Annotated in this window: 15 protein-coding genes and 2 pseudogenes; 8 read left to right on the forward strand and 9 right to left on the reverse strand. The window is 38.2% G+C overall.

The window, feature by feature from the left end:
• Positions 1-11: 11 nt before the first annotated feature.
• On the reverse strand, positions 12-2,207 hold the full coding sequence (locus tag ES017_RS07355; protein WP_171334937.1) for a peptidase domain-containing ABC transporter: 2,196 nt from the start codon (positions 2,205-2,207) through the stop codon (positions 12-14).
• A 478-nt stretch (positions 2,208-2,685) separates the two neighbouring features.
• Positions 2,686-2,907 carry a class IIb bacteriocin, lactobin A/cerein 7B family gene (locus ES017_RS07360; protein ID WP_171334968.1) on the reverse strand — a complete coding sequence of 74 codons (222 nt, stop codon included), beginning with the start codon at positions 2,905-2,907 and terminating at the stop codon, positions 2,686-2,688.
• Positions 2,908-3,010: 103 nt separating this feature from the next.
• Here ES017_RS07360 and ES017_RS07365 point away from each other — a divergent pair, with 103 nt between their 5' ends.
• Entirely contained in the window at positions 3,011-4,192 is a 1,182-nt protein-coding gene (locus tag ES017_RS07365; RefSeq protein ID WP_171334938.1) for an IS701 family transposase, read from the forward strand.
• A gap of 184 nt (positions 4,193-4,376) precedes the next feature.
• Here the strand turns inward: ES017_RS07365 and ES017_RS07370 are convergent, their stop codons facing one another.
• Together ES017_RS07370 and ES017_RS07375 are read right to left on the reverse strand one after the other, a co-directional pair.
• Complete coding sequence (locus ES017_RS07370; protein WP_128713019.1) at positions 4,377-4,610, reverse strand: Blp family class II bacteriocin; 234 nt, start codon at positions 4,608-4,610, stop codon at positions 4,377-4,379.
• A gap of 501 nt (positions 4,611-5,111) precedes the next feature.
• Positions 5,112-5,321 carry a Blp family class II bacteriocin gene (locus tag ES017_RS07375; protein WP_012576108.1) on the reverse strand — a complete coding sequence of 70 codons (210 nt, stop codon included), beginning with the start codon at positions 5,319-5,321 and terminating at the stop codon, positions 5,112-5,114.
• Positions 5,322-5,549: 228 nt separating this feature from the next.
• Here ES017_RS07375 and ES017_RS16100 point away from each other — a divergent pair, with 228 nt between their 5' ends.
• From ES017_RS16100 to ES017_RS07400, 6 genes are all read left to right on the forward strand, one after another.
• Positions 5,550-5,675, forward strand: a complete 126-nt coding sequence (locus ES017_RS16100) for a hypothetical protein (protein ID WP_256368957.1) — start codon at positions 5,550-5,552, stop codon at positions 5,673-5,675.
• Positions 5,659-6,513 (forward strand): alpha/beta fold hydrolase, encoded by an 855-nt coding sequence (locus ES017_RS16220; protein WP_368737189.1) that lies wholly within the window; start codon positions 5,659-5,661, stop codon positions 6,511-6,513. Before ES017_RS16100 ends, ES017_RS16220 begins: the two co-directional genes overlap by 17 nt.
• 2 nt (positions 6,514-6,515) lie before the next feature.
• Positions 6,516-7,847 (forward strand): sensor histidine kinase, encoded by a 1,332-nt coding sequence (locus ES017_RS07385; RefSeq protein WP_216367470.1) that lies wholly within the window; start codon positions 6,516-6,518, stop codon positions 7,845-7,847.
• A gap of 14 nt (positions 7,848-7,861) precedes the next feature.
• Positions 7,862-8,500 (forward strand): response regulator transcription factor, encoded by a 639-nt coding sequence (locus tag ES017_RS07390; RefSeq protein WP_171334939.1) that lies wholly within the window; start codon positions 7,862-7,864, stop codon positions 8,498-8,500.
• A gap of 852 nt (positions 8,501-9,352) precedes the next feature.
• The gene (locus ES017_RS07395) at positions 9,353-9,787 is read left to right on the forward strand and encodes a hypothetical protein (RefSeq protein ID WP_012576112.1); all 435 of its coding nucleotides are present in this window, start codon (positions 9,353-9,355) and stop codon (positions 9,785-9,787) included.
• Between the two features lie 244 nt (positions 9,788-10,031).
• Entirely contained in the window at positions 10,032-10,412 is a 381-nt protein-coding gene (locus ES017_RS07400; RefSeq protein WP_012576113.1) for a PBECR3 domain-containing polyvalent protein, read from the forward strand.
• Between the two features lie 378 nt (positions 10,413-10,790).
• Here ES017_RS07400 and ES017_RS15940 read toward each other — a convergent pair whose 3' ends face one another.
• The 5 genes and pseudogenes from ES017_RS15940 to ES017_RS07420 form a co-directional block, all read right to left on the reverse strand.
• A complete protein-coding gene (locus tag ES017_RS15940; RefSeq protein WP_244374885.1) occupies positions 10,791-11,147 on the reverse strand; it encodes a UPF0236 family transposase-like protein in 357 nt (118 codons plus the stop codon).
• Positions 11,074-11,451: a UPF0236 family transposase-like protein gene (locus ES017_RS15945; RefSeq protein ID WP_244374829.1), complete on the reverse strand. Its 378-nt coding sequence runs from the start codon at positions 11,449-11,451 to the stop codon at positions 11,074-11,076. Before ES017_RS15945 ends, ES017_RS15940 begins: the two co-directional genes overlap by 74 nt.
• A 1,011-nt stretch (positions 11,452-12,462) precedes the next feature.
• Positions 12,463-12,831 (reverse strand): PIN domain-containing protein, encoded by a 369-nt coding sequence (locus ES017_RS07410; RefSeq protein ID WP_012576114.1) that lies wholly within the window; start codon positions 12,829-12,831, stop codon positions 12,463-12,465.
• Complete coding sequence (locus ES017_RS07415; protein ID WP_035067544.1) at positions 12,818-13,060, reverse strand: hypothetical protein; 243 nt, start codon at positions 13,058-13,060, stop codon at positions 12,818-12,820. Before ES017_RS07415 ends, ES017_RS07410 begins: the two co-directional genes overlap by 14 nt.
• Positions 13,061-13,378: 318 nt before the next feature.
• Positions 13,379-13,556 (reverse strand): annotated as a pseudogene (locus ES017_RS07420) (JAB domain-containing protein); the annotation flags it as partial.
• On the opposite strand from ES017_RS07420, the pseudogene ES017_RS16225 reads away from it, so the two are divergent.
• A pseudogene (locus ES017_RS16225) lies at positions 13,525-14,294 on the forward strand (IS3 family transposase); the annotation flags it as partial. The pseudogenes ES017_RS07420 and ES017_RS16225 sit on opposite strands and share 32 nt — an antisense overlap.
• Between the last annotated feature and the right edge of the window lie 388 nt (positions 14,295-14,682).

Genomic DNA, 14,682 nt, shown 5'->3' on the forward strand with positions numbered 1-14,682 from the left:
TTTAACACCCTTTACATTGTTGCAATTGGACTTGGTTCACTCGGGATTTGATTTTTCCATAGTTCATAGTACTTCCCTTTCATGTTCATTAGTTCATCATGTGTCCCTGTTTCAATAATTACCCCATGCTCCATCACATAAATTTTGTCGCATCTCATAATTGTACTTAAGCGATGGGCGATAATAATAGTCGTTATCTCACTGCAATATTCATAAATCGTTTCAGATATCGCTTTTTCTGTTGTCGAATCAAGATTGCTCGTCGCTTCGTCCATTATTAAAATATCAGGCTTTCTTAAAATCGCTCTTGCGATCGCTAGACGCTGTTTTTGTCCGCCAGATAAATTAGACGCGTTTTCCTCAAGCATCGTTTGATAACGTAACGGCAGTTGATTAATAAATTCATGGGCATGACACGCTTTCGCTGCAGCAATAATTTCCTCTAACGAAACTTCTTGCTCCACGCCTAAACATAAATTTTCTTGAATCGTCCCGCTAAAGAAAAAGTTTTCTTGTGGAATGTACGCAATTTTTCGTCTTAATCTTTCTAAGTCCATATCCTTAATATTGATATCATTAATTAAAATATCTCCTTTTTCATAGTCATAAAACCGCATAAGCAGCTTCACAAGCGTCGTCTTTCCCGAACCGCTCTCGCCGACGAGTGCTATTTTTTCACCTTGACGGATATGAAGGTTAATATTTTTCAATACGACATCTCTTGTCCCATAGCGAAATTGTAAATCTCTCATAACAATGTCGCCTTTTAAACTTTCCACTTTTATTTTTTTCTCTTCATTGTTTGATTTTTCGATTTCTAAATCTAAAATTTCCCCTAATCGATCTGCCGCAACAACAGCTGATTGAATCATCGGCTGTAAGTTAATTAAATTTTGAATCGGTTCAAGAAAATAAGCTAATAAAGCGTTATAGGCAATCAGTTGCCCGACCGTCATGTTTCCTTTTAGCACTTCATTTGCCCCGACCCAAAGAATGATGATTCCTCCGACAAGTTGCAAATATGTTTTTAATGATGATTGGAAATTGTTCATCATCCCATGCGAAAATACAGTCTTTAGAAACGAAATAAACTTTTGCTCTGTTTTAAACTTCGCTTCTTCTTCCGCATTATACGCCTTTACCGTTTCAATTCCATTCATTGACTCTACAATATAAGATGTTAACTCCGCATTTTTCTCCATTTCTTTTCTATTAATCGTTTCAAACGGTTTACGGAACGCCCATACAATCAACGCATATAACGGAACTAACAAGGCCGTCACACCGAACAGAAACGAATTTTGTGCATACAAAATCGCTCCGCCGATGATGACCATGAACGTATCAATCATAATCGTCAACGTTGCTCCGGAAATCGCATCTCGAACCTTTGAAGCGTCCATTAACCTCGAAATGATTTCCCCTACTTTTCTCGTATTGAAAAAACTCATCGGCAATGATAAAACGTGATGGTAGTATCCTAAAACGAGTCCAAGATCTAACTTTTGGCTTAAGTAAATTAAAAGATATGTACGAAATGCGTTCAACAATACTTTAAATGTATATAAAACGATCATGCCTATTGATAAAATATGTAGCGTCTTTTCCAGGTTTTCCGATAAAATATCATCAATCAAAAACTGAAAATAAAATGAACCAACAACCCCGAGTATCGTAAATAAAACACTCGCTAAAAAAATTTGCAGAAGAATGCCTTTTTGCGGCTTTAACATCCCAATGAAACGCTCAAATAATCCTTTCGTTTCGTCTCTTTTTTCAAATGTCGAAGCTGGCACGAGCAATACAAGAATCCCCGTCCATATTTGAAAAAACTCCTCAGGCGACATTTTCTTTAACCCTTCGGCCGGATCGGCAATAACAATTTCTTTGTTTGTAATTTTATGAATGACAACGTAATGCAGTAGACTTTGATTCACAATAACATGAGCAATCGCTGGCAATGGAAAAGGTTGAAAAAGGCTTTCTTGATTCCCGCGAACCCCTTTGGCTGTAAACCCAAGCTGCTCTGCAGCTTTAATTAAACCGTATAAATTCGTTCCTTGTTTATCTGTGCCAGCAACTTCCCTTATTTTCGATATCGGCACTTTTAAACCGTACTGTTTGCATACCGTAGCCAAACAAGCCGGACCGCAGTCTTTTATATCGTGTTGTTTGATGCAGTAGTATTTGCTGAAAAAAGAAAGCATAGTAACTACACCTCAAAAAGTTAAAAAATGAAAGAAGAACATTTATAAAATCACATACCATCCCTCTTTATTATCTTTACTGTTTCAAATGCTAAAAATCCAAAAACTATCAATCCTATTACGATCATAAATGTATTTTGCACTTCATTCGATTCATCAACGATTCCTTCTGGAAGCAGTCCATCAATACACAGCAACGAGAACAGAAACAACTCAAAAATAAAAAAAGGGATATAAATCTTTTTTTTACTCACGTAATAAAAATAAGCGATTAAACAAAACATAAAATAATTCGCAAACGCCAATGGATCCCAGATCCTTAGAACAATAACGAAAGCACCTAACAGGATATTAATAAAAATGATGATCATAACAAAAATGTGCGTATTCCCTTTCAACGATAACTCCCTTTCTTCCTCTACTCATGGTGCTTAACTAACACCATGAATAGAGGAAACTAAGAATTTATTGAGGCTGTTTATCCATCATATCCAAGATATCCACCAACAACTGCACCGACAACTGCACCTGCCACAACTCCCCATGGACCACCCAGTCTTCCAAATCGGACCCCTTGTTGCGCTCCTCTGACTGCTGATGCTACTATTGGAGATAGCGTTCCGGCGCCAATAACTGCATTAGTCCATGAACCGCGTCCACCATCTATTTCTTTTAATTCCTCTTCTGTAGATGAGCAAATTCACTAACATAAATTTACATCCATACAAAAAAGGAGACATGAACCCGATTCCTTGATTAGAATAGATGTGTCACCAAACCATTCTCAAGGAGGTTCATGTCTCATGAATAGACTACCACATCACCAAGGAATCGACAAGTTTTTCGCAATGTTGGGGCTGGCCCTTTATTTCTCTAAACCGGTCATGAAGCATCTCATTCATATTATCGACGCGCTGACAACGAAAGGATTTGCGGGAACCTTGACCGATCTGCATCACGAGAGCTTTCATCCCAACCATCGAACGACACTGAGCCATTTTTTCACGAAAAGCCCTTGGGATGAAGAAATCTTGCTTCGCAAACTCCAGCAGTGGATGCTTCGTCATGTGGAACGAACGGCCAAGCGAGAGAATCACCCCATTTTTGTTTCGATCGATGATACGATCTGCCGAAAAACGAAGCCTTCGTCACAGGCGAAACACGCTATTGAAGGGTGTAATTGGCATTATTCTCACGCGGACAAAAAGTCGATTTGGGGACACTCTCTCGTCTGGCTCATGGTTCATACGATGACGCAAGCCTTTCCCTTTGCGTTTCGCCTCTACGACAAGGCGGATGGGAAAAGCAAGGGTCAATGGGCCATCGAGATGCTTTCTTCTTTGGATGTGCACGGTTCTGTTTATGTGCTGATGGATTCTTGGTACCCATCGAAAACACTCGTGGAAGCCTGCCTGAAAAAAGGATTCCACGTCATTGCGATGCTCAAGACGAATCGGGTTCTCTATCCAAAAGGCATTGCGATCCAAGCCAAGCAGTTTGCACGCTACATCGAACCGGAAGACACCCATCTCGTCACGGTGGGAGAAGAGCGTTATCGCGTGTATCGCTACGAGGGAGCGCTGAAAGGTCTCGATGATGCCGTTGTGTTGTTGGCTTGGAAAGCCGATCAGCCGATGACACCTGAACATCTTCACTGCGTCTTGAGCACCGACCGGGAGCTAAGCGATGAAGAGATCTTGCGCTACTATGCCCAGCGTTGGTCGATCGAATGCTTTTTTCGACAAGCGAAAGACCAGCTGAAGCTCGATGGGTACCGCGTTCGCGGGCGTCGGGCGGTGAAACGGTATTGGATCTTGGTGCAACTCGCTTATGTGTACAGTATGGTCGAATCCAACAGCGATTTCTCTACCGGGCTTGACTTCCTTCGAAAGAAGAAAGGACATAGCCTCGTGGAGTTTATTTACGATGCAGCGAAACAAGATATTCCCATTGATGTCGTTAAAAAACAGCTTCATGTGGCATAAGGGGTACTCCGTTTGTCTCTTTTTACATGGTAATTATTGTAATGAAAATTGCTCAACTACAGTTCCTCTTCAGAAAGAAAGGAAATAGAACCGTTTTTTTCTAACATTAACTCCATAGTAAAAACAACCCCTTCCATATTTTTTTGATCTTAATTTTCAAAAGCATTGTTGTGCTATTCCCTGATCATTTTCTCCTATTAGAAGAGTCAAGAAGAACACCGATTGCATATGCGACTGCCCCATAATGTGCACCTACAAATCCTCCTGCGGCTGCGCCAAGCGGACCTCCAAACGATCCACCAATTACAGCTCCAGTGGTTCCAAATCCAGATACTACTCCTACCAAATTAACAACATGTGATTTCCATGACCCACCATCAATACCTTGCAACTCAACATGATTCAATTCTTGGAACATTCTCATCCATCCTTCTAATTTGTTTTTTTCTTCATATACATAAAAAAAGAAATAGAAAATGCCAAAAAAGAAACTATCAATAGCACTATTTTTTTATCTGAAAAACCTTCTTTGTTAGAGAATAAAGGTATTCCATGAACTATCATCTGTATAAAAAATACGATTACAAGCAATAAATAAGTTTTTTTACTCACCTCTGTCACTCTTCTCTAATTTTTTTATATTCTCAATTTTAAGTAGCGAATAACAGTAAAATCACCATATTAATTGGTATACTTGCAATTGTAGAGATCCCGATATACTCTTTGGGATTTCTCCCCCTTTTTTTAGTCAAAAAAAACTCTAATCCTAGGTTACTAAACGTGATTAGTATAACGAGCCACATAAAGAGTATTTTATTCCCGTTATATAGTGAATTTACAAAAAGAGGGGAGAGAAGTATAAGAAACGTCAGTTGCTGAAAACTTCCCCTTGAAAAAAGGCTTATTCCTTCTTTTTTAATCATTTCAAACAACCCGCCGCAGCCGAAGCGCCCAACCATGCTCCCCCTACGAAAGTACCAAGCACCCAACCTACTGGTCCACTTACACCAGCAAAGGTCATAAGCCCTGTAAACGCCGCTGTATGAGCAAATGCAGCAACAGAAACTTTTCCGCAAGCACTAATTCCTCCATCAATTGATACTAGCTCATCAGCTTTCAACTCTTTCATGACTCACCCCTCCATAATTTCTAGATTTATGTATACGACACCATTTTATCCCCATCACCCCAAACTGTAAAGTACTAATTTTTTTAGTACCTTTCCCCTTAAAGGAAAATAAAAGTTATTAAAGGTAAATTTTTAAAAAATATATTGAACTTTCTTGTAAGTCATGCTACCATGAAATCGTCATTTTTTACCTTTCTGTCAAAGGGAAGTGAGAGTATTCGTAAGTGGATGGCACATTCATTAGATCGAATGGGTTTGTATTTATTGCATCGCCAAAAAAGCCAGCAGTCGCAATTTACGCGTTATGATCGATCACTTCTTGAACAGGCAGGATATCGTGTATCCGACACCTGATATACCAGAAGTTCACTTTGAGCATATGCATAAACAAATGAATTATGAAATTTGCCGCTTTTCATTTCAAAGTCCGATGAAATCTGGAAATGAAATAAATGACCGAGTTCAAGGAAATGTTTATTTCCACTCTTCTCAATCTCCTATTCACGTTATTGTTGTCCATGGTTGGAGAATGGATCAATGGGAGAAAATCAACCGATTGTTTCTAAAACCTTTCAACAAATCGGGATTTCATATGTGGCAAATAATGCTTCCTTTCCATTTTGACAGAGCTCATTCCACATATAGCGGGGAATATATGATTAGCGCAAATATAGAGCGCTCTGTTTTTTCGGTTAGGCAAGCTGTCACGGAAATTCGCGCACTTATTCGCTGGATTAAACTGAACAAAGGTGGAAACGTCATCTTGGTCGGGGTAAGTTTAGGAGGGCTAATGGCAAATCTAGTCGCTACCGCGGATGAATATGCTGATGCGGTTATTTCTATTATGTATGCCAATAGCTTATCTTATGCCGTGTGGCATACACCGATTGGGAAATACATTAAGCAGGTCTTGCAAAACAATGGAATTACTTATGATATGCTGAAAGAATATTGGGAAATTCTCGAACCAATTTCCCAAAAACCGAAGATCGATCGAAATCGTATTTTATTCATTGCCGGACGATATGACCAATACGTCCATTTTGAAGATGCCTTAGCATTACAACAAGCATGGGACATCCCAAATTTCCTTCCTTATCATTGCGGACATGCTGGCATTATTTTTCACCGCAAAAAAATTGCTAAGGATGTGTTAACCTTTATCCACTCATTATTATCGAGGAGTGTATAATTTTGCTTGTATTATTCGTACTATTATGGCTTGGTGGAGCGATTGTTTTACTTATAGACTATAAAAATTCAGCCTCAAAATGGGCAAGCGCTGTCGCTTTCGTCGGTGGTTTCGGTGGATTATCTGTTGTCATCGAAGAAAATATGATGCCGTACTCCGCTTCCTCTACCGTTGTAAAGCTCATCGTAGATTTATTATCATTCATTTGCCATTATGTAACACCTTATGCGTTTCTTATGTTTTCGATTACATATTCTGGACTTTTTTCGTTGATTTATCAAAAGCGATTAACATACATTCTTTTAACACCAATTTTATTTATGGCAATAAAATACCCGATATATCCAATTTCTGTCCCTTACCACATCGCATTATGGTGGGTAGCACCTTATATTGTATTTGGAATATGTCTTCTTTTGTTGTCTTATATAAAGGAAACACACCCCATATTAAAAAGAAATCGTTTCTTTACAAATCTTATTTTTATTCCTCCAATCTTATTTGCATTAATAACAAATTATATTTTACGTGCTTTCGGCGATCACGATAGTTGGCGCTATAACAAGGATATGATTATTATTTCTTTTAGCTTTTTTATTGTTTCCTTATTCAAATATGGGATATTGCATATTCGTTTGAACATTCATCGTCTATATTGGAAGCAATCGATGCAATCTATATTTATTGGAACAGCAATGCTTAACCATAAATTAAAAAATGACATAAGTAAACTTCAATTGTTTTGCCGTCGGATGGAACAATACGCCAACGAGCAACATGATAATGAATTGCTTTCAAACATTCAAAATATACAGGAGGTTGTTCAACATTTACAAGCTACACTGTCCAAATTCCAATCAAAAATCACCTTTCGTTCGTCCGAGAAGAAACGTGAAAACATGGAAGAAGTTATGGAGGAGAGCATTTCATCAATTCGTCACATGCTTAATCAAATTCAAATCGAAACGAATTATGACTCGACTATTATCCTTTATTGTGATAAGCAACAATTCAAAGAAGTATTTGTGAATATGATATTAAATGCAATCGAAGCGATGCCAAATGGGGGAGCCATTAGAATCCATTTTCAAGAAAGCTTTCGCTATCATATCATACAAATTTCTGATACAGGAACAGGCATAGACAAACAAACGTTGCCACATATTTTTGAACCGTTTTTCACGACGAAACGAAACAAAAGTCAAAACTATGGAATTGGACTAGCGTATTGTTGCTATGTCGTTCAGCAGCATGGTGGGTTTATTGACGTAGAGAGTACAAAATGTGGTACAACATTTTCACTTAAATTCCCAAAGTGCTCTTTTTTGAAGTAAATGGAGGAACAAAGATGAGTAACATTCACGTATTGCTTGTCGAAGATGATCAAGATTGGATTCAAATTATTTCAGAAGAATTGAATCGTTATCAAGGCATTGAGATTATCGGTGTAGCGACTTGTAGTGAAGAGGCATTGACAGTCATTCATAAAAAAAATGTTGACGTTGTGTTGATGGATATTTTTTTAGAAGATGACTGTGACGGCATCCAATTAACTGCTCAACTATTAGAAATGAAAAAAGAGATAAAAGTCATTATGCTCACTTCTTCAGATGAAGATGCGATCATTTTCCAGGCTTACATGGCAGGAGCAATCGACTATGTCATCAAATCAGAATTTTACGAAATCATAGACGCTATTCGTGCTGCGTATAAAAATCGCTCTCCTATACGTCCAACGATTGCACATAAAATAAGAAAAGAATTTTGCAAGTTAAAAAAAAGGGAACAAATAACATGTCCCCTGACAAAAACAGAAATTGCTATTTTAAAACTGATCGACCAAGGATATACCCAACAAGAAATCGCTAATCATTTAGTGATATCTGTGCAAACAGTGAAAAACCACGTAAGTCGGATTTTAAAAAAGCTAAGTGCGAAGAACGGCAAGCATGCTGTATGTAAAGCGAGGGAAATGGGATTTCTTTAGATCATCTGTGTAAACAAACAAATAGCATCACACCATGACCAAATGCACGACTGGTTTGTGTATAACAAAACATTACTTTTCCCTTTCCACCACACAGCTGATTTGATGGATCACTACCACGTCTATCGTTTATTGCGCCAATACCGAGAGAAATTGACGGGAGACAAGCGTCAAATCGTAAGGGAATGTGAAAGCAATGACTTAAGGTTCTTAAGGTTGTCTACTAATCGCTCCAACATGCTCGTTGTGTGTTCAAAAGAAAAGACGAACAACAACGGTTGGAGGCTCGGTCGTGTCCTTATTCGATTGCGCGCTATCACAAAATCGCTCGTCAAGCGAACAAAAGAAATCGTTTCCTCACAAATCTTATTTTTTATTCCTCCAACCTTATTTTACTCTATAACAAATTGGCCTAAAAATGCTCTTAGTTTTGAGCAGATTCCCTCTCGATGAAACCTATTCGACAAACTTTAAAAGCTTAGGGTATTTTCTATGTATTTTGGTCACTTTTCAACATCACTTTACTAATTACGTATATAGAAAACATTCCTCATATCTCCATCCCCATAACGAAAAATACGTTTATTCGTTGATTATTTCTTCATTTCCTTTCGTACATGGTAATTTAGGAGAAGCATAGTCCCGAAATGCTCGTACATTACTGTTTTAAAGTGTATGCACGGTCACTAATTATCATATTTAAATTCCCCTTATTTTAATCATTATTATTATTCTTTGTGTAATATATAAATATTTTTTTCGTTCTTTTGTTCATATTGACTTCTTGTTTTGATTATAATAAAATAAATAAAGGAGGGGTTTCTTCAAAATAAATAAAGGAGGGGTTTCTTCATGAAGTTCGCTTCCAAATCTGAAGAAATTAAATTTTATGTGCTTGAGTTTCTAGCTGATGGTCAAGAACATTCAAGAGAGGAGATTAAAGAATATGTGATGAAACGAGCTAGTCATGGGGATTTCACAGAAGGAACATTTGCCGGAAGTTTATATGACTTGACTCAAAGAAAAAAAATTGAATCCGTTAGAAGAGGGGTTTACCGTATAAACGATATAAGAGATCAAGATGCTCATCATAAAGATTATGATACACAAAAAGGAACTCTGCACGACAAATGCGTTGCAATCTTGAATAATACCATTAAAGAACTGCGTCAAACAGCCAATGAGATTGACATCTTGGATGTTAGCCAAGAAGATTTACGCCTAATCGCACAAATTAAAGAGGTCATCTCAAGTTTACAGCGACATATTCAATCATTTGAGAAATAATAAAGTGGTTTTAAAAAACAGTCAAAATTCCATTAAAAAAGTTTTCTGGATGGGGGAACGAAAACATGATTCACTTATTTGACACCATTCACACATGAGAAGAGAAATAAATATGCTTTACGGAAAATATCTTTCTACCATCGCGAACAGCGAGTTTGGCGATTGCATAGAAACCTCCAAAGCAAATAAGTGATTCATCCCCCATACATAACTTTTTTTCTTTCTAGAATAGGAGGGAATTGTCATGAAGCCGCAAAAAGTTGGCGTAATAAATGAACAAGTCATCCGAAAGCTATGTTTAAGCATGCCAGAAAACATGCCCATCGTGCTTAGTAAAACGAACATCGAACACATGAAAAATAAACATCCGAACCACTTTGAAAAGTATTTTAAATATTTATCAAATATTTTATCTGATCCTGACTATATAGCCAAACATCCTCAAAACAGATCAATTCAATATATCAAAGTATTCGATTTTGAAAATAAAAAGGACTATGTTTTAGTAGCGGTCAGAGCTAGCAAGAATGGCGTTTTCTATGTTCGATCTCTTTTTATCATGTCCGATGAAAAGGTAAAAAAGTACGTAAAAAAAGGGGCATTAATCGAATACAAAAAAGGATAAGAAGCCATAGCACGTGACAAGCTATGGCTCCACCATATCGGCAAAGCTTTAGGCGGGGTGGCACTCCCGCATCTCCAACAAGGGCGATGGCTGCCTGTTCCATCCTCTGAAAGCTTTGACTGAATTTAATTATACACAAATTTACTTGCTTTTATTATACATAAACTCCTTTTATTTTTCAACTGTGATATTACTGTAGGATTGAGTCAAGAGTTTGTGGGAGATTTTTTCTATCTCAAATGAATGGATATATATGATTTTATCAACCTGATTTTTGTAATAATTCCCTAACCCTCTCCTCCTGCTTTTTTGCTTTTTTAAATCCCTTTCAACGCTTCATATATAGGCGTTCCACATGATTGCTGGAGATGAAAAATATTACCTAATGCCAACTCCACTGTTCCTGCATTCTTGACTACCTTTTTCACGAGTGTAGATCGCTCTGTCTCTCTCTTCCTCGACGACCACCTCTCCTCTCCACGTCTGAATCGTTAACCCGTCTTTCACAGCTACCATCACATGTAAAAACGTTCGAATCCCTTCTTCATACCAACTCCGTCCAGCTTTTACGCGCTTCGCAAACACGTGCATCGTTCCCTCTGCACTTCCCATCGGGCGATGGGTCTCCACCGTTGCTTGTAAAACAAGTTGGCGAATCATTTCATGGCTCATCACCGCATAGCCTACTATCTTTTTTAGCGCTTCGGCCGCTTGGAAATACGAAGGATCCGTCACAGCTAATTCGATGGCGGTTTCCTCCAATAATGGACGGACTTACTCCTTTTGCCCCATCGAACCCGAGGAACGCATCTAATAAGCACGTATACACGCCTTCTTCTCGATCCAAATAGGAATTGCGTCGAACCTCCACCTCCCCAAATAACGTCTGCATCTGTACCGTTCGTTTATCTTTTAAGTAATAACGCTTTTCATCTCGTTGCTTGGCTAGCTCTTCATCTAGCCATTCCAATACCTGTTGAAGCATGTCTCCATATTTTTTTGTAACATCGAAAACAATTCTGCTCCTAACTCTTTTCATGTTTGTCCACTTGTGATAAACTGTTGCACAGGACTCTCTGACCTCCTTGGTGATTTGGTTGCACTATCACAATACAGGAAGAGAGTCCTTTTTTCATCTTTTTTGCTCATCCCCCTTCTTTTATCCCCTTGAACCATATAAACGAGGACTTCACTTCCTCCCACAAACATTTTGCTCATACGGGCGACAGGCACAACTTGTCAAACTAGCTATATCATTTGTATAATATAAGCAGATACTTCATAAAATAAAAAAAGCTGAGTGCGGTGAACACTCAGCAGGCAACTACATGCCGCAAGAAGAGCGGCTGACCTTTAGATGTGTAATAGCTAAAGAGAAATAACCGTTTCACACCTTTGGTCGAGGGGGGACGGTTATTTCTTTTTGTTTATATAGACGCCGACGGTAACAGTCAATGTTAGCATTCCGATGAACACTAAGCTGAATTGCGCAAAATAAGAATCTGAAATGTATGGGGAAGTAGGACTAAAACGAAAAGTTAGAAATCATCCTGAAATGGACAAGGATTTCATCATACGAGAACTAGAGATGGAGAATGAAATTTTAAAAAAGTATCTGCAAATCTTGAAAAGGGAGGGAAGACAGCGAAGTTCAAAGTAGTAGACGAGCTCAAAACAAAATATCCAGTCGTTAAAATATGTAAAAAACTACAGATTTCAAAATCGGGTTACTATAAATACTTGAAAACAAAGAGTAAGAAGAAAAAAGAATCTAAGAAAGACCAACCATTAAAAGGGTTCATCACCAAAAGTTGTACTTGATTTTTTTTCTGAACATACCGTATTTACGTTTGTGAGGAAAAATCAGTAAATCAATGATTTTTGCACATCTTTGTACAGGAAAATTACATATTGTGGTGATGAACTAATAAAATAGAAAATCCAAAAAACTGATGTTTTATCCCGGTTTGTAGAGTATAAATTTCACCAAATCAAAAAGCAACACACTCACATTGAATGCGTTGCTTCTATCCAGCCTTGCGCTTATATCCTATTCCTCAATTATGCTGTTTAGCTTCTTATCAAAAGTATATACTTGGTACCCCTTCACTTTATTATAGGCGTATAAAAGAGCATCAACAAAGTCCATCCGTCTTTTTACAAACAAAATGAGCGCTTCTTCTAGTATGTCGATATCATCGACATCAATATTATCGTATTTAAACAGTTCTAAAAGAGTATCACATATCTCGTCGTTTTTTACTTTGTACACTTTTTCCAGAACATAAACGACTTCAACTACTACCTCATTCAGCAATAATACCTTGTTATTTTCGATAATCGTTGCAGCTTTCGCTGACAAATCATCATGATCATTAAGCAAATATCTTAGGATAATGTTTGTATCAACGATTTTCATATTTATCCACCACGGCTTTAGACCAAGCATCGCTTTCTCGAGCTCGCAAAAACTCATTTTTATATTTTGACAACGCCCCCCTCAAGCTTTTTTTTCCCACTTGTTCTACCTCTTCTTTATCTGTATAGGGAAGGACAATGACTTCTACTTTCCTGTTTCTTAATTTCTCAGGTATATCTATAATTTTTTCTAAATCATTGCTGTTTTTTATGACTCTCACGAAATCCATGACTTTCGCTCCTTTCAACGAAAATGGAACTTCTTAAACATATTATACCATTTAACTGTACACGATAGCACGAAAATTCCTTTTGACATATTATATGTTTCATCAATGTTTGATTGCCGAGTTCACTTCTCGCTACATATAGGAACGGTTCCAACAACAGCGGATTCTTCAGCTTCTTGATGTGCTCGGAGAAATAAGCAACGCATCGACCTTCTTGTAGTCAAATGACGCTTCATACCCAACATCCTCCTGCCTGACTTCCACACCAAATTAGCGTTTCATTTTCACAATAAACCAGTCGAGCATCGTCTTCTCCTCTTACACATACTCTTTTTCCTTCAACGACACGAATCTCTCCCCGACAAACAATGACATGATCCAACAATCCAATTCCCACAATTCTCCCTGCCTCAACAAGCCTTCTCGTCACGTCAATGTCTTCCCTTGACAGCGTCGGGTCGGTCGAAAGACGCGAAACGTTGAAAAAACAAATCAAAAAGATTCATATCGAGTCAAGAGAAACGTATGGCAGTCCAAAAATCACAAAAATCCTTCAGAAACAAGGAGTGAAGGTCTCTCAGAAAACCGTCGCAAGAATCATGAAAGACGATGACATTCGTTCCAAAACGGAGAAAAAATATAAGGCCACCACGAATTCGAAGCATCATTTGCCTGTGTATCCCAACTTATTACATCAGCAGTTTGAAGTGGATAAGCCGAACAAAGTATGGGTGGCGGATATCACCTATATTTGGACGAAAGAAGGCTGGCTGTATTTCGCTTCGGTCATGGATTTGTTTTCTCGTAAAATCGTTGGCTAGTATCTTTCCGAACGAATGACAAAAGAGTTAGTGATCAAAGCATTAAACCGAGCCATCAACCAGAGAAAGCCTCAACCAGGTCTGATTCACCATTCAGATCAAAGGAGCCAATATGCATCGAACGAGTATCAAGCCATTTTACGACAGCATGGAATGCAAACCAGCATGAGTCGAAAAGGAAACGGTTATGATAACGCATGTGCGGAATCGTTTCACAGCATCATCAAAAAGGAACTGATTTTCCACGAGACCTTTACAACAAGACAACAAGGGAAGAGGCCAAACATCGGATTTTTGAATATATTGAGTGTTTTTATAACTCTTAGCGAATTCATTCCGCTAACAAGTACATGTCTCCGATAGCATATGAGAAGCTGCATCAACACGGCAAAAAACAATCCTTCTCTGAATGAAGTCGCGATATGGCGGTTTCTTAATCCTCTTGATAAGGGGAGGGTTTATCAACCGTTCTCCTTATCAAGAGGCACCAAACGAAGTGCGGTAGTAGGAGTTAAAATGTTTCTCTATTCTATGTGTCTATTTTCTTGACATAATACCATTCGCTATTATAACCACCAACGTATACAAGGTGTTCTTCATTATCAAATACCGACTCAATATGCAAAGGCTAGTTAAAAATGAGCGCAGGTGGGCTGCATTTCCTCCTTCTCGTCTTACCTACCTCTCCTCAGAACTCCGTGGAGCTGTCAAGTGCTTTCCTTGACAGTTTCACAGGGTTCTGAGACACTGAAAAAAGACGAGAAAAGGAAAGGAACCAGAGTTCTATCACTCTGATTCCTT

The organism is Anoxybacillus sp. EFIL, from assembly GCF_013096955.1.
In the GTDB taxonomy this organism is placed as follows: domain Bacteria; phylum Bacillota; class Bacilli; order Bacillales; family Anoxybacillaceae; genus Anoxybacillus; species Anoxybacillus ayderensis.